The sequence below is a fragment of the Agrococcus sp. SL85 genome, from assembly GCF_026625845.1.
In the GTDB taxonomy this organism is placed as follows: Bacteria; Actinomycetota; Actinomycetes; order Actinomycetales; family Microbacteriaceae; genus Agrococcus.
Genome location: NZ_CP113066.1, coordinates 2,298,772 through 2,322,941 on the forward strand (window position 1 = coordinate 2,298,772; position 24,170 = coordinate 2,322,941).

22 protein-coding genes and 2 pseudogenes are annotated in these 24,170 nt (G+C 73.4%); 10 read left to right on the forward strand and 14 right to left on the reverse strand.

Features of this window, described 5'->3' with window-relative positions; all coding sequences use genetic code 11:
* Positions 1 to 65: 65 nt before the first annotated feature.
* Together secG and OVA14_RS11405 are read left to right on the forward strand one after the other, a co-directional pair.
* Positions 66 to 314, forward strand: coding sequence for a preprotein translocase subunit SecG (gene secG / locus OVA14_RS11400; RefSeq protein ID WP_267503962.1), 249 nt, complete (start codon positions 66 to 68; stop codon positions 312 to 314).
* Positions 314 to 670 carry an RNA polymerase-binding protein RbpA gene (locus OVA14_RS11405; protein ID WP_267503963.1) on the forward strand — a complete coding sequence of 119 codons (357 nt, stop codon included), beginning with the start codon at positions 314 to 316 and terminating at the stop codon, positions 668 to 670. Before secG ends, OVA14_RS11405 begins: the two co-directional genes overlap by 1 nt.
* 70 nt (positions 671 to 740) lie before the next feature.
* Here the strand turns inward: OVA14_RS11405 and pgl are convergent, their stop codons facing one another.
* The 6 genes and pseudogenes from pgl to tkt all read right to left on the reverse strand — a co-directional run bounded on the left by pgl (position 741) and on the right by tkt (position 8,905).
* The gene (gene pgl / locus OVA14_RS11410; protein ID WP_267503964.1) at positions 741 to 1,445 is read right to left on the reverse strand and encodes a 6-phosphogluconolactonase; all 705 of its coding nucleotides are present in this window, start codon (positions 1,443 to 1,445) and stop codon (positions 741 to 743) included.
* On the reverse strand, positions 1,442 to 2,380 hold the full coding sequence (locus OVA14_RS11415) for a glucose-6-phosphate dehydrogenase assembly protein OpcA (protein WP_267503965.1): 939 nt from the start codon (positions 2,378 to 2,380) through the stop codon (positions 1,442 to 1,444). Before OVA14_RS11415 ends, pgl begins: the two co-directional genes overlap by 4 nt.
* On the reverse strand, positions 2,377 to 3,921 hold the full coding sequence (gene zwf / locus OVA14_RS11420) for a glucose-6-phosphate dehydrogenase (protein WP_267505583.1): 1,545 nt from the start codon (positions 3,919 to 3,921) through the stop codon (positions 2,377 to 2,379). Before zwf ends, OVA14_RS11415 begins: the two co-directional genes overlap by 4 nt.
* A 71-nt stretch (positions 3,922 to 3,992) precedes the next feature.
* Positions 3,993 to 5,588, reverse strand: coding sequence for a glucose-6-phosphate isomerase (locus OVA14_RS11425; RefSeq protein WP_267503966.1), 1,596 nt, complete (start codon positions 5,586 to 5,588; stop codon positions 3,993 to 3,995).
* Positions 5,585 to 6,712 (reverse strand): transaldolase, encoded by a 1,128-nt coding sequence (gene tal, locus OVA14_RS11430; protein WP_267503967.1) that lies wholly within the window; start codon positions 6,710 to 6,712, stop codon positions 5,585 to 5,587. The genes OVA14_RS11425 and tal overlap by 4 nt, the downstream gene beginning before the upstream one ends.
* Positions 6,713 to 6,741: 29 nt before the next feature.
* Positions 6,742 to 8,905 (reverse strand): annotated as a pseudogene (gene tkt, locus OVA14_RS11435) (transketolase).
* 157 nt (positions 8,906 to 9,062) lie between these two features.
* Here tkt and OVA14_RS11440 point away from each other — a divergent pair.
* Positions 9,063 to 9,999, forward strand: a pseudogene (locus OVA14_RS11440) (heme o synthase).
* 43 nt (positions 10,000 to 10,042) lie between these two features.
* On the opposite strand, the gene OVA14_RS11445 reads toward OVA14_RS11440, so the two are convergent.
* Positions 10,043 to 10,999 (reverse strand): Ppx/GppA phosphatase family protein, encoded by a 957-nt coding sequence (locus OVA14_RS11445; protein WP_267503968.1) that lies wholly within the window; start codon positions 10,997 to 10,999, stop codon positions 10,043 to 10,045.
* Positions 11,000 to 11,056: 57 nt separating this feature from the next.
* On the reverse strand, positions 11,057 to 12,010 hold the full coding sequence (locus OVA14_RS11450) for a COX15/CtaA family protein (protein WP_267503969.1): 954 nt from the start codon (positions 12,008 to 12,010) through the stop codon (positions 11,057 to 11,059).
* Between the two features lie 155 nt (positions 12,011 to 12,165).
* Here OVA14_RS11450 and sufB point away from each other — a divergent pair, with 155 nt between their 5' ends.
* From sufB to OVA14_RS11475, 5 genes are read left to right on the forward strand one after another with little or no spacing between them, the layout of a single operon-like run.
* A complete protein-coding gene (gene sufB / locus OVA14_RS11455) occupies positions 12,166 to 13,584 on the forward strand; it encodes a Fe-S cluster assembly protein SufB (protein ID WP_267503970.1) in 1,419 nt (472 codons plus the stop codon).
* Entirely contained in the window at positions 13,584 to 14,771 is a 1,188-nt protein-coding gene (gene sufD, locus OVA14_RS11460) for a Fe-S cluster assembly protein SufD (protein ID WP_267503971.1), read from the forward strand. The genes sufB and sufD overlap by 1 nt, the downstream gene beginning before the upstream one ends.
* A complete protein-coding gene (locus OVA14_RS11465) occupies positions 14,768 to 15,091 on the forward strand; it encodes a non-heme iron oxygenase ferredoxin subunit (RefSeq protein WP_267503972.1) in 324 nt (107 codons plus the stop codon). Before sufD ends, OVA14_RS11465 begins: the two co-directional genes overlap by 4 nt.
* A 31-nt stretch (positions 15,092 to 15,122) precedes the next feature.
* Positions 15,123 to 15,881: a Fe-S cluster assembly ATPase SufC gene (gene sufC / locus OVA14_RS11470; RefSeq protein ID WP_267503973.1), complete on the forward strand. Its 759-nt coding sequence runs from the start codon at positions 15,123 to 15,125 to the stop codon at positions 15,879 to 15,881.
* A complete protein-coding gene (locus OVA14_RS11475) occupies positions 15,881 to 16,213 on the forward strand; it encodes a metal-sulfur cluster assembly factor (RefSeq protein WP_267503974.1) in 333 nt (110 codons plus the stop codon). Before sufC ends, OVA14_RS11475 begins: the two co-directional genes overlap by 1 nt.
* A gap of 142 nt (positions 16,214 to 16,355) precedes the next feature.
* Here OVA14_RS11475 and OVA14_RS11480 read toward each other — a convergent pair whose 3' ends face one another.
* The 3 genes from OVA14_RS11480 to OVA14_RS11490 all read right to left on the reverse strand — a co-directional run bounded on the left by OVA14_RS11480 (position 16,356) and on the right by OVA14_RS11490 (position 19,101).
* Positions 16,356 to 16,724 carry a tryptophan synthase subunit alpha gene (locus tag OVA14_RS11480; RefSeq protein WP_267503975.1) on the reverse strand — a complete coding sequence of 123 codons (369 nt, stop codon included), beginning with the start codon at positions 16,722 to 16,724 and terminating at the stop codon, positions 16,356 to 16,358.
* A 61-nt stretch (positions 16,725 to 16,785) separates the two neighbouring features.
* Complete coding sequence (locus OVA14_RS11485; protein WP_267503976.1) at positions 16,786 to 17,187, reverse strand: VOC family protein; 402 nt, start codon at positions 17,185 to 17,187, stop codon at positions 16,786 to 16,788.
* Between the two features lie 75 nt (positions 17,188 to 17,262).
* Positions 17,263 to 19,101 carry a DEAD/DEAH box helicase gene (locus tag OVA14_RS11490; RefSeq protein ID WP_267503977.1) on the reverse strand — a complete coding sequence of 613 codons (1,839 nt, stop codon included), beginning with the start codon at positions 19,099 to 19,101 and terminating at the stop codon, positions 17,263 to 17,265.
* 50 nt (positions 19,102 to 19,151) lie between these two features.
* Between OVA14_RS11490 and pnuC the strand changes: the two genes are divergently transcribed.
* Positions 19,152 to 19,850 carry a nicotinamide riboside transporter PnuC gene (gene pnuC / locus OVA14_RS11495; RefSeq protein WP_267503978.1) on the forward strand — a complete coding sequence of 233 codons (699 nt, stop codon included), beginning with the start codon at positions 19,152 to 19,154 and terminating at the stop codon, positions 19,848 to 19,850.
* On the opposite strand, the gene OVA14_RS11500 is transcribed toward pnuC, so the two are convergent.
* The 3 genes from OVA14_RS11500 to OVA14_RS11510 form a co-directional block, all read right to left on the reverse strand.
* Entirely contained in the window at positions 19,847 to 21,388 is a 1,542-nt protein-coding gene (locus OVA14_RS11500; protein WP_267503979.1) for a DHA2 family efflux MFS transporter permease subunit, read from the reverse strand. The two genes, pnuC and OVA14_RS11500, sit on opposite strands and share 4 nt — an antisense overlap.
* Complete coding sequence (locus tag OVA14_RS11505) at positions 21,385 to 22,494, reverse strand: LacI family DNA-binding transcriptional regulator (RefSeq protein ID WP_267503980.1); 1,110 nt, start codon at positions 22,492 to 22,494, stop codon at positions 21,385 to 21,387. Before OVA14_RS11505 ends, OVA14_RS11500 begins: the two co-directional genes overlap by 4 nt.
* Positions 22,495 to 22,563: 69 nt before the next feature.
* Positions 22,564 to 23,244 (reverse strand): biotin transporter BioY, encoded by a 681-nt coding sequence (locus OVA14_RS11510; protein ID WP_267503981.1) that lies wholly within the window; start codon positions 23,242 to 23,244, stop codon positions 22,564 to 22,566.
* 93 nt (positions 23,245 to 23,337) lie between these two features.
* Between OVA14_RS11510 and OVA14_RS11515 the strand changes: the two genes are divergently transcribed.
* A complete protein-coding gene (locus tag OVA14_RS11515) occupies positions 23,338 to 24,108 on the forward strand; it encodes an isocitrate lyase/PEP mutase family protein (RefSeq protein ID WP_267503982.1) in 771 nt (256 codons plus the stop codon).
* Positions 24,109 to 24,170: the final 62 nt, after the last annotated feature.

Consider the following 24,170-nt stretch of genomic DNA (forward strand, 5'->3'; position numbering starts at 1 on the left):
AAGGCCTGCGGTAGACTGCCCGTTGCACTTGACGCGGCTCGGCCGCGGAATCGGAAAGAGGGCTCGTGGAGATTCTCCAGATCATCATGCAGGTGATCCTCGGCATCACGTCGGTGCTGCTGACGCTGTTCATCCTGCTGCACAAGGGTCGCGGCGGCGGCCTGAGCGACATGTTCGGCGGCGGCGTCACGTCGTCGCTCGGCGCCTCGGGCGTCGCGGAGCGCAACCTGAACACGCTCACGGTCGTCATCAGCCTCGCCTGGCTGGCGTCGATCGTCGTGCTCGGGCTCATCACGAAGTTCGCGAGCATCTGATGGCCTCCGGAGGCAGCGCGATCCGCGGCTCGCGCGTCGGCGCGGGCCCCATGGGCGAGCAGGACCGGGGCTTCCACGCCGAGCGCGTGGCGATCTCGTACTGGGACGCGATGGGCAACGAGACCGTCCGCTACTTCGCGGCCGACCTCCCCGAAGAGGACATCCCCGAGGTCATCGACTCGCCCTCGACCGGCCTGCCCGCGGGCCGCGACAAGGCGAACCCGCCGCAGGTCGCGAAGAACGAGCCCTACAAGACGCACCTCGCCTACGTGAAGGAGCGTCGCACGCCCGAGGAGGCGACGCAGCTGCTCGACGAGGCCCTGCAGAAGCTCCGCGGGAGCGAGGGCCGCGCCTAGGCTGCGAGCCACCACGACGCAGCGGCCGTCCTCCTCGGGAGGGCGGCCGCTGCGTCGTGGTGCGGGCGCGTCAGGCGACGAGCGAGGCGGCGTCCGCGTCGGCGAGCAGGAGCGTCTCGACTCGGCCTCGCGCGTGCGCCACGGGTGCCTCCGACGGCGCGGCATCGCTCAGCGCGAGCCGCACGGCCTCTGCCTTGTCGGCGCCCGCGACGACGAGCCACGTGCGCTCGGAGGCCGCGATGGCGTCGAGCGTGAACGACAGCCGCTCGGGCGGCGGCTTGGGGGAGTCGCGCACGGCGATGATGCGCGCGCCGGCCTCCGCGACGCCAGGCAGGCCGGGGAAGAGCGACGCGATGTGCGCATCGGGGCCGACGCCGAGCAGCGTCACGTCGATGCCGCCCAGGTGCTCGAGGAGCGCGGTCGCCTGCAGCGCCGCCTGGTCGAGCGTGCCGGAGCCCGCGGCGGGCAGCTCGTGCACGTGGGTCGCGGGGATCGGGATCCGATCGAGCAGGGCCTCGCGCGCCTGGACGGCGTTGCGGTCACCGGAGCCAGCCTCGACGAAGCGCTCGTCGCTCCAGGTGACGTGCACGTGCGACCAGTCCACCGGCCGGTCGACGAGCGCGGCGAGCAGCTCGATGCCCACCGTGCCGCCCGTCACGGCGACGACGGCGCGCCCGCGCGCCGTGATCGCGTCGCCGATCGCCCGCACGAGGCGGTCGGCCGCGTCCGCGACGAGCGCGGCGCGATCGGGGGAGACGTGCAGCTGCGCGCTCATGCCGCGAGCTCCGCGATCTCGAGCAGCACCTGGCGATACATGTCGTCGGGATCGAGCTTGCGCAGCTCCTCGGCCAGCTGGTCCTCGAGGCCGCGCGTCGAGAGCGCGACGTGGTGCTCGGGCTGGCCCGGCTGCTCGAGGATGCCGACGGAGTCGCGCACGCGCGTGAGCGACGAGGGGCCGCTCTCGCGGTGCAGCTCGACGGCGTGGAGGCCGCTCGCGCCCACGGGCGCGTCGCCCGCGTCCTCGAGCGCCACGTCGATGCCGAGCCGCAGCCGCAGCCACGCCGCCATGAGGTGCGTCGATGGGTTGCCGAGGTCGCCGGAGACCCTGCCGGAGGCGACGGGCTCGAACGGCGGCTGGTCGAGGAGGGCCGCGAGGTGCGCGCGCCAGTTCGTGAGCCGCGTCCACGCGAGGTCGGTGTCGCCGGGCGCGTAGCAGTCCGCGAGGCCGAGGATCGCCGCGCGCGGGTCGCGCTGCTTCGCCGAGTCGGTGATGCGGCGCTGCGCGATCTGCCCGAGCTGCGAGCCCGAGGGGAGCGTCGGCATGAACGAGGGCCACCACGCCACGACCGGCGCGTCCGGCAGCAGCAGGCCCTGCACGATGCCGAGCAGGTGGCTGCCGAGCTCGCCGTAGCACTGCAGCAGCACGACCTCGCTCGCGCCCGCGTCGGCGCCGACGCGCAGCTCGGCGTCGAGGCGAGGCTCCTCGCCCGCGTTCACGTGGTCGGGGTTCCGCGAGACGACGATGACGCGCATGGGGTGCTCGCGCGAGGCGGCGTTCGCAGCCCGGATCGCCTCCTCCTCGGCACCGATCTGCGTGTGGACGACGAGCGTGAGCACGCGGCCGAGCGCGACGACGCCGCCCTCGTCGCGCATCTCGAGCATGCGCTTCTGGACCTCGGCGGTCGAGGTGCGGCTGAGTCGGATGATCACGGGCGCCTCCAGTGCCTGCCGTCGCGCTCGAGCAGCTCGTGGGCGCTCCGCGGCCCCCACGAGCCGGGCTCGTACTGCTCCACCGGGCCGCCGGCGGCGTCCCAGTGCTCCTCGATGGGGTCGAGGATGCGCCACGAGAGCTCGACCTCCTCGTGCCGAGGGAAGAGCGGGGGATCGCCGAGCAGCACGTCGAGGATGAGGCGCTCGTAGGCCTCCGGGCTCTCCTCGGTGAAGGCGTGGCCGTAGCCGAAGTCCATCGTCACGTCGCGCACGTGCATGCCGGGCCCCGGCACCTTCGAGCCGAAGCGCATCGAGACGCCCTCGTCGGGCTGCACGCGGATGACGAGCGCGTTCTCGCCCATCGTGCGCAGGTCCGAGGCGTCGAAGAGGTACTGCGATGCGCGCTTGAAGACGATCGCGATCTCGGTCACGCGGCGGCCGAGGCGCTTGCCGGCCCGGAGGTAGAACGGCACGCCCGACCAGCGGCGGGTGTCGACCTCGAGCTTGATGGCCGCGTAGGTCTCGGTGGCCGAGTCGGGGCGCATGCCGTCCTCGTCGAGGAAGCCCTTGACGAACGAGCCGCCGTGCCAGCCGCCGCCGTACTGGCCGCGCGCGGTCGACTCGGCGAGCGGACCCGGCACGCGGGCGGCGCGCAGCACCTTCTCCTTCTCGAGCCGCAGGTCGGCGGCGTCGAACGAGAGCGGCTCCTCCATCGCCGTGAGGGCGAAGAGCTGCAGCAGGTGGTTCTGGATGACGTCGCGCGCGGCGCCGATGCCGTCGTAGTAGCCGGCCCGGCCGCCCACCCCGATGTCCTCGGCCATCGTGATCTGCACGTGGTCGATGTGGTTCGCGTTCCAGATCGGCTCCCACAGCGCGTTCGCGAAGCGCAGGGCGAGGATGTTCTGGACGGTCTCCTTGCCTAGGTAGTGGTCGATGCGGAACACGCTGTCGGGCGGGAAGACCGACTCGACGACCTCGTTGAGCTCGCGCGCCGAGGCGAGGTCGTGCCCGAACGGCTTCTCGATCACGACGCGCCGCCAGCGGTCGCCGTCGGCCTTCGCGAGGCCCGAGCGCTTCAGCTGCTGCGTGACGAGCGGGAAGGCCTTCGGCGGGATCGAGAGGTAGAAGGCGTGGTTGCCCATGGTGCCGCGGCTCTCGTCGAGCTCGGCGAGCACCTCGGCGAGCCGGTCGAAGGCCGCGTCGTCGTCGAAGTCGCCCGTGACGAACCGGATGCCCTCGGAGAGCTGCCGCCACACCGACTCGCGGAAGGTCGTGCGAGCGTGCTGCTGCACCGCCTCGCGCACGATGTCGGCGAACTGCTCGTGCGTCCAGTCGCGGCGGCCGAAGCCGACGAGGCCGAAGCCGGGCGGCAGGAGGCCGCGGTTCGCGAGGTCGTACACGGCCGGCAGCAGCTTCTTGCGCGCGAGGTCGCCCGTGACGCCGAAGAACGTCATCGCGTTCGGACCGGGGATGCGCGTGAGCCGCTGATCGGAGGGGTCGCGGAGCGGGTTGACGCCAGGACCGACGGGCGCAGGGCCGATGGGCGCAGGAGCGACCTGCGCCGGCCCCACCGGGGCCGCCGGAGCGGCCCCGGTGGTCGCGGGCTCGGCGGTCACCGCGCCGCGAGGGCGAGGAGCCGGTCGAGGCCCTCGTCGAGGTCGTCGAGCGTCAGCGTCAGCACGGGGCGGCCGTGCTCGGCGAGCACGCTCGCGTCGCCCGAGGCCTGCGCGCGGATGAGCTGGCCGAACGTGAACGGACGACCGGGGATCTCGAGCTCCTCGTGCGGGCGGCCCAGCAGCTGCAGGAAGACGCCGTTCGGCGTGCCGCCCTTGTGGTACTGCCCGGTCGAGTGCAGGAAGCGCGGCCCCCAGCCGAACGTGACCGGTCGGCCCGTGCGCGCCGCGAGGGCGGCGCGGAGCCGCTCGAAGCGCGGCTGGCCGATGCGGTCGAGGTAGGCGTGCACGGCCACGTAGCCGTCGTCGCCGAGCGCCGCGAGGAGCGCGTCGAGCGAGGCCTCCACGGTCGCCTTCGCGACCTCGGCGGTGCCGCGCACCTCGATCGAGCCGTCGACGGCCTCGGGCGCCGCCTCGGGCGCGAGGTCGTCGAGGAGGCCGCGGGCGGCGACCTTCGCCGACTCCACGTCGGGCTGGTCGAAGGGGTTGATGCCGAGCAGGCGCCCCGCGACTGCCGTCGCGAACTCCCACACGAGCAGCTGCGCACCGAGGGTGCCGGTGACCTCGACCTCGCCGGGCGCGACCTCGCGGGCGTCGCGCGGCGAGCCGACGAGGCGCACGACCTGCACGTCGGCGGCGCCGGAGCGCAGCTCGGGGGCGTCCTTCTCGAGCACGACGGGCAGGATGCCCACGCCGTCCTTGCCCGTCGACTCCGCGATGAGCTGCTCGGCCCAGTCGCCGAGGCCCAGGATGTGGGTGCCGTCGGTGACGATGCCGAGCTTGTCGCGGAGCGGCATCGTGCCCGCGATGACCGCGGCCAGCCGGAGGCCCGGGTTGTCGTCCGCGTCCTCGCTGATCTCAGGCAGCGCCGCGATCGCCTCGTCGAGCAGCTCCGCGACGTCGACGCCCGCGAGGGCCGAGGGCACGATGCCGAAGGCGGTGAGCGCCGAGTAGCGGCCGCCGACGTCCGGGTCGGCGTTGAAGACGCGGTAGCCGGCCGCGCGGGCGTCCGCGTCGAGCGGGGAGCCGGGGTCGGTGACCACGACGATGCGCTCGGCCGGGTCGATGCCGGCCTCGCGGTACGCGGCCTCGAAGGCGCGGCGCTGGCTGTCGGTCTCGAGCGTCGAGCCCGACTTCGACGAGACGACGAGCGCCGTCGAGGCCAGGTGGTCCTTGAGCGCGCGGCGCACCTGGCCGGGCTCCGTCGAGTCGAGCACCGTGAGGCTCACGCCCTCGGTGCGCGTGATGACCTCGGGCGCGAGCGACGAGCCGCCCATGCCGGCGAGCGCGATGCGGTCGACGCCCCGGGCGCGGAGCTCCTTGCGGAGCGCCTCGAGCTCGGGCAGCAGCTCGCGGGTGACCGAGGCCGCCTCGACCCACCCCAGGCGGATCGACGCCTCGGGCTCGGCCGCCTCGCCCCAGAGCGTGGCGTCGCCCGAGACGATGCGGCCCGCGACGCCGTCGGCCACGAGCTGCGGCACGACGCGGTCGATGGCCTCCTGCGCGGGGCCGTCCGCGTGCAGCGTGAAGGTCATCGCGCCACCGCCGCATCCAGCTGGCCCTGCACCGTCTGCACGAGCTCGGCCCACGAGGCGTCGAACTTCTCGAGCCCCTCGTCCTCGAGCACGCGCACGACCTCGGCGTACGGGACGCCGACGGCCTCGAGCGCGTCGAGCACGCCCTCGGCCTCGTCGATCGCGCCGGAGACCGCGTCGCCGCGGATCTCGCCGTGGTCGGCGACCGCCTCGAGCGTCTTCTCGGGCATCGTGTTGACCGTCTGCGGCGCCACGAGCTCCGTCACGTAGAGCGTGTCGGGAAGCGACGGATCCTTGACGCCCGTCGACGCCCACAGCGGCCGCTGCGTGTTGGCCCCGGCCTCGAGGAGCGTCTGCGCACGCTCGGAGCCGAAGGCCTCCTGCCAGACGCGGTAGGCGAGGCGCGCGTTCGCGACCCCCGCCTTCGACTGCAGCGCCGCGGCCTCGTCGGTGCCGATCGCGTCGAGCCGCTTGTCGATCTCGGTGTCGACGCGCGAGACGAAGAACGACGCGACCGAGTGGATCCTCGAGAGGTCGTGGCCGGCCTGCTGCGCGCGCTCGAGGCCCGTCAGGTAGGCGTTGATGACATCGCGGTAGCGGTCGAGCGAGAAGATCAGCGTCACGTTGACGCTGATGCCCGCGCCGATCGTCGCGGCGATCGCCTCGAGGCCCTCCTGCGTCGCGGGGATCTTGATGAGGACGTTCTCGCGGCCGACGCGCTCATGGAGCTGCTTCGCCTGCGCGATCGTGCCCTCGGTGTCACGGGCGAGGCCCGGCTCGACCTCGATCGAGACGCGGCCGTCGAAGCCCTTCGTCGACGCGTAGAGCGGCGCGAAGAGGTCGCACGCGTTCGCGACGTCGGTCGTCGTGAGGTGCGTGATCGTCTCGTCGACGCTCGCGCCCTGCTCAGCGAGCGCCTTGACGTCCTCCGCGTACGACTCGCCGTTGGCGAGCGCGTTCGCGAAGATCGTCGGGTTCGTCGTGACGCCCACGACGTCGCGGGTCTCGATGAGCTCGGCGAGGTTGCCCGAGAGGATGCGCTGGCGCGACAGGTCGTCGAGCCAGATGCTCACGCCCGCGTCGGACAGCGCGCGGGTGTGCGGGGATGCGGTGTGCTGGGTCATGCGGATGCCTCCTGCTTCCGTCGCCCGCGTCAGCGAGCGGCCTCGATCGATGCGCGCGCGGCCTCGACGACGGCCTCCGTCGTGAACCCGAACTCGCGGAACAGCGTCTGCCAGTCGGCGCTCGCGCCGAAGTGGTCGATCGCGACGGTGCGGCCGGCGTCGCCGACGATGCCCTGCCACGTGAGCGCGGAGCCCGCCTCGACCGAGACGCGCGCGCGCACCGCGGCCGGGAGCACCGACTCGCGGTACTCGGCGCTCTGCTCGGCGAACCACTCGAGCGACGGCGCGGCGACCACCCGGGCCTGCACGCCCTCGGCGGCGAGCTGCTCGCGGGCGGCGAGCGCCAGCTGCACCTCGGAGCCCGTGGCGATGAGGATGACGTCGGGCGCGCCCTCGGTCGCGGCGAGCACGTAGGCGCCCTTGGCGACGTTCGACGCGTGCGCGAGCACGTCGCCCGAGGCCTCGCCCTCGCCGCGCTCGAGCACCGGCAGGTTCTGGCGCGTCAGCGCGATGCCGACCGGCTGGTCGCGGCGCTCGAGGATCGTCCTCCACGCCCACGCGGTCTCGTTGGCGTCCGACGGGCGGACGACCTCGAAGCCGGGGATGGCGCGGAGCGTCGCGAGCTGCTCGATGGGCTGGTGCGTGGGGCCGTCCTCGCCGAGCGCGATCGAGTCGTGCGTCCAGACGTGGATGGGGTGGACGCCCATGAGCGCGGCCAGGCGCAGCGCGGGGCGCTGGTAGTCGCTGAAGATGAGGAACGTGCCGCCGTAGGGACGCGTGTTGCCGTGCAGCACGATGCCGTTGAGGATCGCGGCCATCGCGTGCTCGCGGATGCCGAAGTGCATCGTGCGGCCGGCGTAGGAGCCCTGCGGCCACGCCTTCGTCGAGCGGTCGCCGGGCACGAAGGAGCCCTTGCCCTCGAGCGTCGTGTTGTTCGACTCGGCGAGGTCGGCGGAGCCGCCCCACAGGCTCGGGCAGCACGTCGGCGAGCGCGTTGAGCACCTTGCCGCTCGCAGCGCGCGTCGACACCTCGGTGCCCGCCTCGAAGACCGGCAGCGCGTCCTCGATGCCCTCGGGCAGCGCGCCGGTCTGCAGGCGGTCGAAGAGCGCCTTGCGCTCGGGCTCGGCCGCGGCCCACGCGTCGAAGCGGGCCTGCCAGGCCTCGCGCGCCTCGGCGGCGCGCGACGCGGCGTTGCCGCGCGTGTACGCGACGACCGAGTCGGCGACCGCGAACGACTGCTCCGGGTCGAAGCCCAGCACCTGCTTGACGGCCGCGACCTCCTCGCCGCCGAGCTTCGAGCCGTGGATCTTGCCCGTGCCCTGCTTCGACGGCGCCGGCCAGCCGATGATGGTGCGCAGGATGATCAGCGTCGGCCGCTCGAGCTCGCCCTTGCCGGCCTCGATCGCGGCGTGGAGCGCCTCGACGTCCTCGACGTAGCCCTCCTGCGTGCGCCAGGAGACCTCGAGCACCTGCCAGCCGTAGGCCTCGTAGCGCGCCTTGACGTCCTCGGTGAACGCGATGTCGACGTCGTCCTCGATCGAGATCTCGTTGGCGTCGTAGATCGCGATGAGGCGGCCGAGGCGCTGGTGCCCCGCGAGGGAGCCCGCCTCGCTCGTGACGCCCTCCTGCAGGTCGCCGTCGCCGGCGATGACGTAGGTGAAGTGGTCGAACGCCGACTCGCCCTCGGGGGTCGCCGGGTCGAAGAGCTGGCGCTCGAAGCGCTGGGCGTAGGCGAAGCCGACGGCCGAGGCGAGGCCCTGGCCGAGCGGGCCCGTCGTGATCTCGACGCCCTTCGTGTGCCGGTACTCCGGGTGCCCGGGGGTCTTCGAGCCCCACGTGCGGAGCGACTCGAGGTCGGCCTTCTCGAGGCCGGATCCCGTGAGGTAGAGCTGGATGTACTGCGTCAGCGACGAGTGGCCGACGGAGAGGATGAAGCGGTCGCGGCCGACCCACTGGTCGTCGGCGGGGTCGCGGTCCATCACCTTCTGGAACAGGAGGTGGGCGACGGGGGCCAGGCTCATCGCCGTGCCGGGGTGGCCGTTGCCGACCTTCTCGACGGCGTCGGCCGCGAGCACCCTCGCGGTGTCCACGGCCTGCTGGTCGTCGTTGGTCCATTCGAGCGCCAAGGAGGCTCCTTCTGACGGGCGGCACGCGGCCGCTGCGTGTGCGGGCTGTTGCGACCCGACCAGCATAGTGAGCGCATGGATGCCGCCCCGGCGCGGCGGCGGCGGGCCTCCACGCCCTCCGCGAACACCCTCGGACGCGCGGGGCGGGACCGTGGCCGGAGGGGCGCGATAGGATGGTCGCGGCCGCCGAGCGCGGCCCGCACGCCTCGCAGATCGGGAGTCCATGTCGCACGCGACCCAGCAGGACGCGCACGTCGCGCCCGCCGCCGGGCGACCCATCCTCCGCACGAAGGCCGCCGCCTACGTCGCCCTCACGAAGCCGCGCGTCATCGAGCCTGCTGCTCGTCACGGCGCTGCCGACGATGTTCCTCGCCGCGGGCGGCGTGCCGCCGATCCCGGCGCTCGTCGCGACGCTGCTGGGCGGCTTCCTGAGCGCCGGCAGCGCGAACGCCTTCAACATGATCATCGACCGCGACATCGATCGCGTCATGCACCGCACGAAGCAGCGGCCGCTCGTCACGGGCGCGCTCAGCGTGACCGAGGCGACGGTCTTCGCCTGGACCCTCGCTGTCGTCTCGACGCTCGTGCTCGGCCTCTTCGCCAACTGGCTCGCCGCGGCGTTCTCGGTCGCGGCTATCTGCTTCTACGTCTTCGTCTACACGCTGCTGCTGAAGCGCCGCACCGAGCAGAACATCGTCTGGGGCGGCATCGCGGGATGCTTCCCCGTGCTCATCGGCTGGGCGGGCGTCACGGGCACGGTCGAGTGGCCGGCGTGGATCCTCTTCACGCTCGTCTTCCTCTGGACCCCCGCGCACTACTGGCCGCTGTCGATGAAGTACCGCAGCGACTACGCGGCCGCCGAGGTGCCGATGCTCGCGGTCGTGCGCGGGCGCCAGATGGTCGGCGTGCAGGTCGTGCTCTACGCCTGGGCGTCGCTCGCGTGCACGCTGCTGCTCATCCCCGTGGCGGGCATGGGCCTGCTGTACACGACGGTCGCGGTGCTCGCGGGCGGCTGGTTCGTCGTCGAGTCGCACGCCCTCTACGGCCGCGCGATCCGCGAGGACCGCGAGATCCGCGCGATGCGCGTCTTCCACGCCTCGAACACGTACCTCACGCTCGTGTTCCTGGCGGTGGGCGTCGACCCGCTGCTGCCCTTCTGAGCCGCGCGGGGCGGCGCGCGGGAGGCGCGGCTCCCGGCGCGCCCTAGAGCCGGTCGAGCATCTGCAGCAGGCGGCCCTCGCGCAGCGCCCACGGGCTCACGTCGAGCTCCTTCGCGCCGAAGGCACGCATCGCCTCCGAGAGCACGATGCCGCCCGCGACGATCTGGAACGTGCGGTCGGGCGTGATGCCCGGCAGGGCGGCGCGGGAGGGCGCGTCCATCCGCGCGAGCCGCGGCACCCAGTCGTCGAGCTGGTCGCGGCGCAGCACCACGCGGTCGGCCCCGCCGACGCCCGGCATCGTGTTGCCCGCGAGCTTCGCGAGCGAGCGGATGGTCTTCGACGAGCCGACGACGTGGTCGGGCCTGCCGACCGGCCTCGCGGCCGCCACGGCGTCCTCGAGCACCGCCTTCGCGTACAGCCGCAGCGCCCGCTGGTCGGCCACCGAGGGCGGGTCGGCGTGGAAGAAGCCCACCGTCGAGCGGCCGGCGCCGAGCGGCACCGAGGTGGCGATCCGCGGCACCTCGTCGTCGCCCGCCGCGATCTCGAGCGAGCCGCCGCCGATGTCGAAGAGCAGGATGCGGCCGGCGGACCACCCGAACCAGCGGCGCACGGCGAGGAACGTGAGGCTCGCCTCGTCGGCGCCGGAGAGGATGTCGAGCGACACCTCGGCCTCGCGCTCGATGCGCGCGACGACCTGCTCGCCGTTCTCGGCCTCGCGGATCGCGCTCGTGGCGATGACGACGAAGTCGTCGAGCGCCTCCTGCCGCGCGATGGCGGTGCACGCACCGATCGCCTCGAGCAGCGCGTCGACGCCCTCGGCGCTGATCGCGCCGTCGACGAGGAAGCGCATGAGCCGCAGCGTCACCTTGTGCGATCGCGTCGGCACCGGCCGGCCGCCGCGCGCGACGTCGACGATGAGGAGGTGCACGGTGTTCGACCCGATGTCGAGCACGCCGAGGCGCGCGCCGGGGCCGATCGCGGGGTCACCGGGAGGCGTCATGGTGCGATCCTGCCACCGTGGGCGGCGCAGCGGATCGGCGGCGCGGGGGAGGCGGCCTCAGGCGGCGACGGCCTCGCGCTCCTCGGCCTCGGCCGGGGCGTCGGCGGCCGGCGGCCGCAGCGAGAGCACGACCGCCGCGCCGAGCGCGGCGGTGACGACCGAGAGCACCATGTGGATGCCCACGAGCGCGATGGGCAGCCCGAGGTTCGACTGCACGATGCCCACGGCCACCTGCACGAGCACGACGGCGAGCATGGCGAGCACGAGGCGCAGGTGCCGACGCGGGCCGCGCACGAGCGCGGCGGCGAGCACCGCGCCGAGCAGCGCGACGAGCGCGTAGCCGGGCCACGCGTGCACGTGCTGCATGACCGCGGGGTCGAGGCCGTTGCGGGCGGCGCCGCCGTCGCCCGCGTGCGGGCCGGAGCCCGTGGTGAGCACGCCCACGACGATGACGATCGCGAGGACCGCGGTCATCGCGTGCACGAGGATCGTCTGCGAGCGCGGCGCGACGCGCGGGCCGCTCGGGCCGACGACGACCTTCCAGGTGAGCACCGCCGAGAGCACGACGAGGATCACCGAGAGGAAGAAGTGGATGCCGACGGTGTCGGGGCGCAGCCGCATCCAGACCACCACGGCGCCGATGAGGGCCTGCGCGAGCGTGAGGCCCACGACGAGCGCCGCGAGCGTCACGACGCCGCGGCCCGCGCGGCGGACGATCGCGAGCACGAGCATGACGAGCGCGACGACGATGACGACGCCGCCCCAGACGCGGTTGCCGAACTCGATGACGCCGTGGATGCCCTGCTCGGGCACCGGCACGAACGACTCGGGCGTGCAGTTGGGCCACTCGGTGCACCCGAGGCCCGATCCCGTGAGCCGGACGGCGCCGCCGGTCCCGACGATCAGGATCTGCGTCACGAGCGTCGCCCAGGCGGCGACGGCCAAGGTCCGCGAGCGCTGCAGCACGATGCACCTCTCTGCCGCGCACGGTAGGATCGGGGGCGAGCCCATCGGCTCCGAACCCCTGCGCCGCCCGAGGCGGCGCGGCGTGCGCGCGGCACATCCAGTATGGCCCCGCCGCGGGGCGCTCGGGGCCGGGCGGAATGCCGCGTGGTGCGGCCGGGTTCTCACTGAGACGAAGACCGATGCGGAAAGAGGGGGAGACGATGTCCGACGTCCTGATCGATCGTCCCGAGCTCGAGGGCCTGGGGCAGTACGAGTTCGGGTGGCACGACTCCGACGAGGCCGGCTCGATCGCGAAGCGCGGTCTGAGCGAGCAGGTGGTCCGCGAGATCTCCGAGCTCAAGGGCGAGTCCGAGTGGATGCTCGAGCGCCGGCTCAAGGGCCTGCAGCTGTTCGGCCGGAAGCCCATGCCGACGTGGGGCGCCGACCTCTCGGGCATCGACTTCGACAACATCAAGTACTTCGTGCGCTCCACGGAGCGCCAGGCGCAGTCGTGGGAGGACCTCCCGGAGGACATCCGCAACACCTACGACCGCCTCGGCATCCCCGAGGCCGAGCGCGCCCGCCTCGTCGCAGGCGTCGCCGCGCAGTACGAGTCGGAGGTCGTGTACCACCAGATCCAGGAGGACCTGGAGGCGCAGGGCGTCATCTTCATGGACACCGACACGGCGCTCAAGGAGCACCCCGAGATCTTCGAGGAGTACTTCGGCACCGTCATCCCGGCCGGCGACAACAAGTTCGCCGCGCTGAACACGGCGGTGTGGTCGGGCGGCTCGTTCGTGTACGTGCCCAAGGGCGTCCACGTCGAGATCCCCCTGCAGGCCTACTTCCGCATCAACACCGAGAACATGGGCCAGTTCGAGCGCACGCTCATCATCGCCGACGAGGGCTCGTACGTGCACTACATCGAGGGCTGCACGGCCCCGATCTACTCGTCCGACTCGCTGCACTCCGCGGTCGTCGAGATCATCGTGAAGAAGGACGCCCGCGTCCGCTACACGACCATCCAGAACTGGTCGAACAACGTCTACAACCTCGTCACGAAGCGCGCCATCGCCGAGGAGGGCGCGACGATGGAGTGGATCGACGGCAACATCGGCTCCAAGGTGACGATGAAGTACCCGTCGATCTACCTCGTGGGGGAGCGCGCCAAGGGCGAGACGCTCTCGGTGGCGTTCGCGGGCCCCGGCCAGCACCAGGACGCCGGCGCGAAGATGATCCACATGGCGCCGCACACGACGTCGTCGATCGTCTCGAAGTCGATCGCCCGCGGCGGCGGCCGCGCGGGCTACCGCGGCGAGGTGCGGGTGGACGCGAACGCGCACCACTCGGCCAACACGGTGCGCTGCGACGCCCTGCTCGTCGACACGATCTCCCGCTCCGACACGTACCCGGCGATCGACATCCGCGTCGACGACGTCGTGCTCGGCCACGAGGCCACGGTCTCGAAGGTGAGCGCGGAGCAGCTCTTCTACCTCATGTCGCGCGGCATGGAGGAGGACGAGGCGATGGCCATGATCGTCCGCGGCTTCATCGAGCCGATCGCCCGCGAGCTGCCCATGGAGTACGCGCTCGAGCTCAACAAGCTCATCGAGATGAGCATGGAAGGATCCGTCGGCTGATGACCGTGATCGACACGACCCCGATCGTCCCCGTCCAGACGCGCTCGGAGCGCCCCTGGTCGTTCGACCCGGAGGACTTCGGCCAGCCCACGGGCCGCGAGGTCAACTGGAAGCTCAGCGACCTGCGCCGCCTGGCGCCGGTGCTGGTCGACGAGGAGACCGAGGACGGCGAGGGCTCGCTCTCGTACGACACCGGCGATGCCGAGGCCCGCGGCCTGCTCGTCGAGTCGACGGGCCACGAGGCCGCGCCGCGCGGCGAGATCTTCCAGCCGGAGGACCTCGCGAGCGCGATCGCGTGGAAGCGCTGCGCGAACGCGCTGCACGTCCGCCTGCCCGAGGGCGAGGCCGTGGAGGCGCCCGTCGTGATCCGCATCGCGGGCCGCGGCGCCGACGTGCACGGCAACGCGCACATCGTCATCGAGGCGCAGCCGCACTCGTCGGGCACCGTCGTGCTCGCCCACGAGGGCTCGGCCGCGTACGCGCAGAACGTCGAGATCATCGTGCGCGCCGGCGCGCGCCTCGAGGTCGTCTCGGTGCAGGACTGGGAGGACGACGCGGTGCACGCCTCGGCCCACCAGGCCGTGGTGGCCGAGGGCGCCTTCCTGCGCCACATCGTCGCCTCGCTCGGCGGCGGCGTCGTGCGAGTCAACCCCTCGGTGCGCCTCGCGGGCGAGGGCGCGGAGGGCGAGCTCTTCGGCCTCTCGTTCGCCGACTCCGGCCAGCACCTCGAGTCGCAGGTGTACCTGCACCACGAGGGCGTCTCGACCAAGGGCGACGTGCTCTACAAGGGTGCGCTGCAGGGCGAGGGCGCGCGCTCCGTGTGGATCGGCGACGTGCTCATCGGCCAGGGCGCCACGGGCACCGACTCGTACGAGAAGAACCAGAACCTCGTGCTCACCGACGGCACGCGCGCCGACTCGATCCCGAACCTCGAGATCGAGACCGGCGACATCGCGGGCGCCGGCCACGCCTCGGCGACGGGTCGCTTCGACGACGAGCAGCTCTTCTACCTGCAGTCGCGCGGGATCGAGGAGGAGGAGGCGCGCCGCCTCGTCGTCATCGGCTTCCTCATGGAGATCGTGCAGAAGGTCGGCGTGCCGGAGGTCGAGGAGCGCCTCGCCGCGGCCATCGAGGAGGAGCTGCGACGCGGCGCCTCGCTGGCCCCCGCGTCGCGGGCGGGCGCATGACCGCTCAGCGCGCCTGCGGCGTCGGCGACGTCGGCGTGGGCTCGGCCCTGCGGGTCGAGCTCGACGGCGTGGCCGTGTGCGTCGTGCAGGACTCCGCGGGCGCGATCCACGCGCTCGGCGACACCTGCACGCACGGCGAGATCTCGCTCGCGGAGGGCTTCGTCGAGGACGGCGCCATCGAGTGCTGGGCCCACGGCTCGCAGTTCGAGCTCGCGACGGGCAAGCCGAGGAACCTGCCGGCCTACGAGCCGGTGCCGGTCTTCCCCGTGACCATCGACGGCGACGACGTGCTCGTCGACGTCCAGAACCCACTGACGTGACGCGGCGCGAGCCGCGGAGGAAGGAAGCGCGATGAGCGTGCTGGAGATCAAGGACCTGCGGGTCTCGATCGAGACCGAGCAGGGCAAGAAGGACATCCTGCGGGGCGTCGACCTGCGCATCGACTCGGACGAGATCCACGCCGTCATGGGCCCGAACGGCTCGGGCAAGTCGACGCTGGCGTACACGATCGCGGGCCACCCGCGCTACACCGTCGACGGCGGCTCGATCACCCTCGACGGCGAGGACGTGCTCGCGATGAGCGTCGACGAGCGCGCCCGCGCGGGCCTGTTCCTCGCGATGCAGTACCCGGTGGAGATCCCGGGCGTCACGGTGTCGAACTTCCTGCGCACCGCGAAGACCGCGGTCTCGGGCGAGGCGCCCCGCGTGCGCGAGTGGATCGGCGACGTGCGCTCCGCGATGGAGGCGCTGCGCATGGACCCGTCGTTCGGCGAGCGCAACGTCAACGAGGGCTTCTCGGGCGGCGAGAAGAAGCGCCACGAGATCCTGCAGATGGAGCTGCTGCGCCCGCGCTTCGCGGTGCTCGACGAGACCGACTCGGGCCTCGACGTCGACGCGCTCCGCATCGTCTCCGAGGGCGTGAACCGCATCAAGGGCGAGACGCAGCTCGGCGTCCTGCTCATCACGCACTACACGCGCATCCTGCGCTACATCCAGCCCGACCACGTGCACGTGTTCGTGAACGGCCGCGTCGCCGAGCAGGGCGGCCCGGAGCTCGCCGAGCGCCTCGAGGCCGAGGGCTACGACCGCTACCTCACGGCAGGCGTCTGATGGCCCTCGTCGAGGTCGATGCGGCCAAGTTCGACCAGCTCACCGAGGCGCTGAAGGACGTCGTCGACCCCGAGCTCGACGTCAACATCGTCGACCTCGGCCTGGTCTACGACCTGGCGTGGGACGACGAGCAGGACGCGCTCGTCATCTCGATGACGCTGACCTCGGCGGGCTGCCCGCTGACCGACGTGATCGAGACCGAGATCGCCGAGAAGCTCGACGGCCACGTCGAGCAGTTCCGCATCAACTGGGTGTGGATGCCGCCGTGGGGCCCGGAGCGGATCACGGAGGACGGCCGCGAGATGATGAGGGCGTTGGGCTTCACGATCTGACCGAGGGTCAGATCGGCTCGACAGTCCAGTGGACCGTCGAGCCGAGCGCCGTCGCGAGCGCGAGCGAGCTGGGTTTCACCATCCGACCACCTCGACACGAAGGGGACGACCACCGCGGTCGTCCCCTTCGTCGTGCTCCGCGTCAGCGGGCCGCGCGCCGCACCCTCGGCGACCAGGCGCGCTCGGGCTCGGCGGCCGAGAGCATCGACCAGACCGTGGTCGCGAGCTGCGGGTAGTCGTCGACGATGCGGCGGAGGACCGCGTCGCTGACGTCCTCGTCGGGCCGCACGGCGCCGGGCGGCAGGATGCGCTCGGCGCGCAGCAGCAGCACGACGACCTCGTCGACCGTGGGGAGCTCCGACATGAACGTCCAGGGATCCTCGCCCGCGCGCAGCCGCTCCTCGACGAGCACCGAGCGCTCGTCGGCGGCCTCGGCCCGCAGCACCTCGAGGCTCGCGCGTCGGCGCGGCTCGGGGTGCGGCGCGGGGCGTCGCGCGGGCTGCTCGTGCATCCCTCCAGCCTAGGCGGGAGCGCGGCCGCGCCGCGCCGGGCACGCGCCGACGCGGAGCGCCTCAGGCGTCGGTGCCGTCCTGCGCGATGCAGAACGGCGACCAGTGGTAGCCGTCGGGGTCGTCGAACTGGCGCTGGTACATCGACGGGTACTCGTCGGTGTCCCCGATGCGCCCGCCCGCCTCGCGCGCCCGCTCGACGAGCGCGTCGACCTCCTCGCGGCTGCCGAGGTCGAACGACACGGTCACCTTCGAGGGCGTGTCGGGACCGCCGACGAGCGACTCGAGGCCGCCGACGCGCGCGTACATCGCGCGGCTCGCGAGCATGAGGTGCTGGTCGGGCGCGATGACGAAGCAGGACGCCTCGGGTCCCGACATCTCGGGCTCGAGCGTCCAGCCGAGGGCGGTGTAGAACGCGGTGGAGCGCTCGACGCTCTCGACCGGGCAGGTGATGTAGAGGCTCATGGCATGACGATCGCGCCGCGCGAGCCGGAGGTCAAGCCTCGGCCCTCGCGGCGCGACGGTCAGCGGTGCGGTCGCTCAGCGGCCGCGCGCGTGGCGGGGCTTCCGAGGCGGGCGCCCCTCGCCGCGATCGTCGCCCGGCCGGTCCTCGCGGTCGCGGCGCGGTCGGCGCTCATCGCGGTCCCGACGGTCGCCCCGGTCGCTCCGGTCGCCGCGCTCCGAGCGCTCGCGACGCCCCGTGTCGACGCGGATGTCGATCGGCACGCCGAGGATGCGGGTCTGGCCGAGGCGCTGCAGCTGGCCCTCGTCGAGCTCGGGCAGCTCGACGAGCGTGAAGTCGTAGCGGATGGTGATGCGGCCGAAGTCGTCGCGGCCGAGGCCGCCCTCGTTGGCGAGCGCGCCGACGATCTGGCGGGGCTCGACGCCGCGCTTGCTGCCGACCGCGAGGCGGTAGGTCGTGGCGTCCGAGGGGCCGCGGCGCTGGCCGCGCTCGGGCCGCTCGCGATCGTCCCCGCGCGGCGTGCGCTCGGCACGCTCGCGCGGCGGCTGCAGCACGCGGTCGGAGGCCTCGTCGAGCAGCAGCGGCGTGTCGCCCTGGGCGACGACTGCGAGCGCCGCGGCGACGTCCTCCTGCGGGGCGTCGTGGTGCTCGACGTAGTGGGCGATGATCTCGCGGAAGCGCTCGATCCGGTCGCTCTCGCCGAGCGCCGCGGTGATGGCGTCGTCGAAGCGCGTCAGGCGCGTCGCGTTGACCTCGCCGGCGCTCGGCATCGGCATGACGGCGACCGTCGCGCGCGTCGCCTTCTCGATGGCGCCGAGCATCCGGCGCTCGCGCGCGGTGACGAAGCTGATCGCGTCGCCCGTGCGGCCCGCGCGGCCCGTGCGGCCGATGCGGTGCACGTACGACTCGGTGTCGATCGGCAGGTCGTAGTTGATGACGTGGCTGATGCGCTCGACGTCGAGGCCGCGCGCGGCGACGTCGGTGGCGACGAGCACGTCGAGGCCGCCGCCGCGCAGCTGCTCGATCGTCTTCTCGCGCTGCGGCTGGGCGATGTCGCCCGAGATGGCCGCGGCCGCGTAGCCGCGCGCGCGGAGGCGCTCGGCGACCGTCTCGGTCTCGTTGCGGGTGCGCGTGAAGACGATGGCGGCCTCGAAGGGCTCCACCTCGAGCACGCGCGTCAGGGCCTCGAGCTTCTGCTGGTACGAGACCATGAGGGCGCGCTGGGTGATGCTCGGGGAGGTCTGCGCGCCGCCCTTCACCGTGATCTCCGCGGGCTCGCGCAGGTGCTGCTGCGAGATGGCGCGGATCTGCCGCGGCATCGTCGCGCTGAAGAGCGCGACCTGCTTGTCCTCGGGCGTCTGCTGGAGGATCTCGTCGACGTCCTCGGCGAAGCCCATCCGCAGCATCTCGTCGGCCTCGTCGAGCACGACGTGCGTGAGGCCGGACAGGTCGAGCGTGCCCTTGGCGAGGTGGTCCATGATGCGGCCGGGCGTGCCGACGACGACGTGGACGCCCCGGCGGAGCGCCGAGAGCTGCACGCCGTAGCCCTGGCCGCCGTAGATCGGCAGCACGTGCACGCCGCCGAGGTGCGCCGCATAGCGCTCGAATGCCTCGCAGACCTGCACGGCGAGCTCGCGCGTGGGGGTGAGCACGAGCGCCTGCGGCTCGCGGCGCTCGACGTCGATCGCGGCGAGCACGGGCAGCGCGAACGCGGCGGTCTTGCCGGTGCCGGTCTGCGCGAGGCCGATGATGTCGCGGCCCGCGAGGAGCGGCGGGATGGTCTGCGCCTGGATGGCGGAGGGCGTCTCGTAGCCGACGTCGTCGAGCGCGGCGAGGATGCCTGCGGGGAGGCCGAGGTCGGCGAACGTCGTGCGCTCGGCCGTGTCGTCGGCGGCGGGGGATGGGGCGTCGGTCATGCCTCAACGGTACGCGCTGCGGCGCGCCCCCGCGGACCTACCCTGGTGCCATGGACCTCGACTGGCTCTCGGCGATCTACGGCGCCACGATCCCCGTGGGCGGCGGCCAGGAGCTGCTGCTGCGCGAGGTGGTCGGCAACGCCTTCGGGCTCGCGAGCGCCGTCGGCGGCATGCTGCGGCGCGTCTGGGCGTGGCCGGTCGGCATCGTCGGCAACCTGCTGCTGCTCACGGTGTTCCTGGGCGCCCTGCTCGATCCGAGCCACACCCTGCCCGCGCTGCTCGGCCAGGCGGGCCGCCAGGTCATGTTCATCGCCGTCGCGATCTACGGCTGGGTGCGCTGGCGGCAGGCGCGCGCCGCGCAGGGCCAGATCGTGCCGCGCTGGGCGACCTGGCCGCAGCGCGCGGGCCTCGCGGTCGCGCTCGTGGTCGGCACCGTGGCGCTCACCCCGCTGTTCTCGGCGCTCGGGTCGTACGAGCCGGTGTGGGCCGACGCGTGGACCTTCGTCGGCTCCCTGCTCGCCACGTACGGCATGGCGCGGGGGTGGACGGAGTTCTGGCTCATCTGGGTGCTCGTCGACGTCGTGGGCGTGCCCCTGCTGCTCTCGGCCGGCTACTGGGCGACGGCCACGATGTACGCCTTCTACGGCGCGTTCACCGTGTGGGGGTTCGTCGTCTGGGCGCGCGCGCGGCGGAAGCCGGGGGTCGAGACGCTGCTGCCGGATCCGCGCATCGGCCCGGCCGGCCGCTAGTCGTCGGCGACGGCGCCGCGCGCGGGCGCGCTCGCGGCGTGCCGCTGCGGCTGGGGCCTCGGCGGCGCGAAGCACAGGGCGGCGACCACAGGGACGACGAGCACCGCGGCGGGCAGCAGGATCGACTGGCCCATCGCCGCCGCGAAGGGGCCGACGAACTGCTCGGGCAGCCCGCCCGAGCCCGACTCCTGCTCGGCCGTAGGCGGCCCGCCGAGCTCTGCCGTGAGGCGCGCCGTCATCATCGCCGCGACCGAGGCGGCGCCGATCACCGCGCCCACCTGGCGCATGGCGTTGTAGACGCCGGATCCGGCGCCCGCCGACTCGAGCGGCAGGTTGCGCGTGGTGGTGACCGAGATCGGCCCCCACATGAAGGCGTTGCCGACCCCGAGCAGCGCGGAGGGCAGCAGCAGCCAGAGCACGTCGACCTCGGGGCGCATCCAGGCGGCGTACCAGACGAGCGCGCCGGCGACCGATGCGATGCCGAAGGCCGCGAAGCGCTTGGCGTCGCGCCCCTGCAGCGCACGCCCGACGAGCGGCGAGAGGACGCCGGCGAGGATCGCCATCGGCAGCAGCAGGAGCGCCGCCTCGGTCGTGCCGAGGCCGCGGGCCGTCTGGAGGTAGAGGAAGAGCGGCACGCCCTGCGCGGTGATGGCGAAGCCCACCGCCGAGATCGCGATCGACCCGAGCGTGAAGTTGCGGTCGCGGAAGAGGCCGAGCGGCAGCAGCGGCTCGCCCGCCGTGCGCGCCTGCCAGAGCACGAAGCCCGCGAGGAGCGCGACGCCCGCTGCAGCGAGCCACAGCACGCCGAGGCCCGAGCGGCCCGCCTCCTGCACGCCGAAGACGAGCGCGAGCATGCCCGCGGACGAGAGCGCGACGCCCAGGACGTCGAAGCGATGCACCCGCACGGGCAGGCGCGGCACCGTGCGCACGACCAGCACGAAGCCGACGACCCCCACGGGCACGTTGATGAAGAAGATCCACGACCAGCCGACGCCGTCGATGAGGAGGCCGCCGACGAGCGGCCCGACGAGCGTCGCGAGGCCGGCGATGCCGCCCCAGAGGCCCAGGGCGGCGCCGCGCCGGTCGGGCGCGAAGGTGCGGGTGATGACCGACATGGTCTGCGGCGTCATGAGCGCGGCGCCGAGGCCCTGCACCACGCGGGCGACGATGAGCGCCTCGATCGTGGGGGCGAGCCCGCAGGCGAGCGAGGCGAGCGTGAAGATCGCGAGCCCGGTCAGGTACACGGGCTTCGGCCCGAAGCGGTCGCCGAGCCGGCCGGTGACGAGCAGCGGCGTCGCGTAGGCGAGCAGGTAGGCGCTCGTGACCCACACGACGCTCGTGACGTCGGCGTCGAAGGAGCGCATGAGCGCGGGCGTCGCGATCGTGACGATCGTCGAGTCGACGAGGATCATGAAGAAGCCGAGGACGAGCGACCAGAGCGCGGGCCAGGGCCGGTCGATGCGGGAGTCGCGGTCGCCCGTCGCTCCGTCGCTCTGCCCTGCGCGGCTCGGCTCTGCGCGGCTCGGCCCTGCGGTCATGACGGCTCCGATCCCGGCGTCGCGGTCGGGCGCCCAGGCAATCCTGCACCCGGGCGCCCACGCGGATCCTCCGAGCGCGGCGGGGCGGCGCTGCCGCGCACGACGAGCCGCGTCGCGAGCGGCGCGAGCGGCTCCGGACGCTGACCCGCGAGCATCGCCAGGAGCGCGCCGACGGCGGCGGCGCCCTTCGCGTCGAGGTCCTGCCGGACGGTCGTGAGCTGCGGCGTCACCCGCGACGCCATCGGCACGTCGTCGAAGCCGACGACCGAGAGGTCCTCCGGCACCCGCAGGCCCGTCTCCCGCGCCGCGGCGAGCACCTCGACGGCCGCGAGGTCCGACCAGCACAGCACCGCCGTCGGCGGCGCCTCGAGCAGGTCGCGGATGCCGGCGCGGGCCGCGGCGTCCGCGGCGGTCCGCCCCGTGGCGACGATGCGGGGCACGACGTCGGCGCGCTCGAGCGCGGCGTACCAGCCCCGGAGCCGGCCGCGCGTCATCGACCAGTCGGAGGCGGGCGGCTCGTGCAGCGGCGCGCCATCGGCCTCGATGCCTGCCGCGACGATCGCGATGTCGCGGTGGCCGAGCGCGAGCAGGTGCTCGGCGGCCGCCCGGGCGCCGCCCTCGTCGTCGATCGCGACGCTCGCGACGCCGTCGATCGGGAGCCCCTCGACGCGCACGATCGGCAGGCGGCGGCGGCGCAGGTCGGCGACGCCCTCCGACTGCGGCGCGCACGAGTAGACGATCGCGCCGTCCATCGCGACGTCGCGCGTCGGCACGATCTCGCCCTCGCGGTTCGCGTGCAGCAGCACGAGCGAGTAGCCGGCCTCCGCGAGCCCCGCGGCGGCGGCGCGCACGAACCCCACGGCGGCCTCGTCGACGAAGGCGTCGAAGGGCGAGGTGTCGAGGAGCATGCCGATGACGCCCGTGCGGCCTCGTGTGAGCGCGCGCGCGGCCGCGTCGGGACCGGCGTAGCCGAGCCGCTCGGCGGCGGCCAGCACGCGCTCGCGCAGCTCGGCGCTCAGCTGGTCGGGCCGCGAGAAGGCGTTCGAGACCGTCATGCGGCTCACGCCCACCTCGTCGGCGATGGTCTGCAGCGTCACCCGGCCCATGCGTCCATCCTCGCCGACGACGACGGAGGCCCGCACCGTGCTGGTGCGGGCCTCCGTCGGATCGGGGGATCAGGCCGTGCGGCCGCCGAAGAACCGACGCATGGCTGCCACGGCTCGACGCAGCCACGCGGCGATCGCGGCGCGGTTCCGGTGGACGAACCAGGCGCCGGGCATGATCGCGGCGGCGATCGCCCACTTCACGAGCCCGCCGACGATGAACGGCACGAAGCCGAGGCCGAGGGCGCCCAGGAGGTCGACGGGGGTGCCGAGCGCGGCGAGCACCGCCGCCATGTAGGGGATGCCGAAGGCGAAGGGGATGAGCGAGGCAGCACCGAACAGCGCCACCGCGAGCAGCGGTTGACGGTCCCAGCGGCGCTCGGCGAGCCAGCCGACGACCGCGGCGGTGGCGACGAAGCCGATGATGAACCCGAAGCTCGGCTTGCCGATCGTGGCGATGCCGCCCGAGAACGTGGCGAAGATCGGCAGGCCGGCGAGGCCCAGCGCGAGGTAGCCGAGCATCGCCATCGTGCCGCGGCGGAAGCCGAGCGTGGCCGCGACGAGCATGACGCCGAGCGTCTGGCCGGTGATCGGCACCGGCCACATCGGCACCTCGACCTGGGCGAGCGCGGCGACGACCGTGATGCCGGCGGCGACGAGCAGGAGGTCCTTGACGACGGTGCGCTGGCCGACGAGCGCGTCCGCCAGGACGGCGCGCCGTGTGAAGGGGCGAGCGGAGGCTGCAGCAGTCATGCGGCTCAGCCTAGGGGCACGCCGCGCCCCGCTCCGGCATCCGGCGCCCGCGACGCTCAGCCGCCGACGGGAGGGCGCGCGTAGCGTCGGGGCATGAGCGATCAGCACTCCACCGACCTGGCCTCGAAGGCCTCCGCCCTCCTCGCCCTCCACGACGACCTCGCCGTGCTCCCGACCGCGTGGGACGCCTGGTCGGCGCGCGCCCTCGTCGATGCGGGCTTCTCGGCCCTCACCGTCGGCAGCCACCCGCTGGCCGACTCGCTCGGCGAGGCCGATGGCGAGGCGATGAGCCTCGACACCGCGCTCGCCGGCATCGCGCGCATCGTGCGCTCGGTCGACGTGCCCGTGAGCGCCGACCTCGAGTCCGGCTACGGCGCGAGCCCCGACGAGCTGATCGACCGCCTGCTCGCCGCGGGCGCCGTCGGGCTCAACGTCGAGGACACCGTGCATGCCGAGGGCAGGATGCGCGAGCCGCAGGAGCACGCCGACTACGTCGCGGGCCTCCGCGCCGCCGCGGACGCCTCCGGCGTCGACGTCGTCATCAACGCCCGCACCGACGCGTGGGCGCGGCCCGAGCTGCACGGCGCCGACCCGACCGAGCAGGTGCTGCTGCGCCTGCGGCTGCTCGAGGAGGCCGGGGCCCGCGCCCTCTACCCCGTGAAGCCGCCGACCGCCGAGGCGCTGCGGGAGGTGCTCGCGGCGGTCTCGCTCCCGGTCAACGCCACCGCGCACCCCGTGCAGGGCACGATCCTCGGCGACCTCGCGGCCAACCGGGCAGCGGGTGTCCGCCGCATCTCCTACGGCCCGCTGCTGCAGGCGGCGCTCACCGAGCAGATCGGGGCGCTCACGGCCGCCTGGCGCTGAGCAGGACCACGACGCCCCGGCCGCGCGCCGGGGCGTCGTCGCGCCGGTAGCATGGAGGGCTG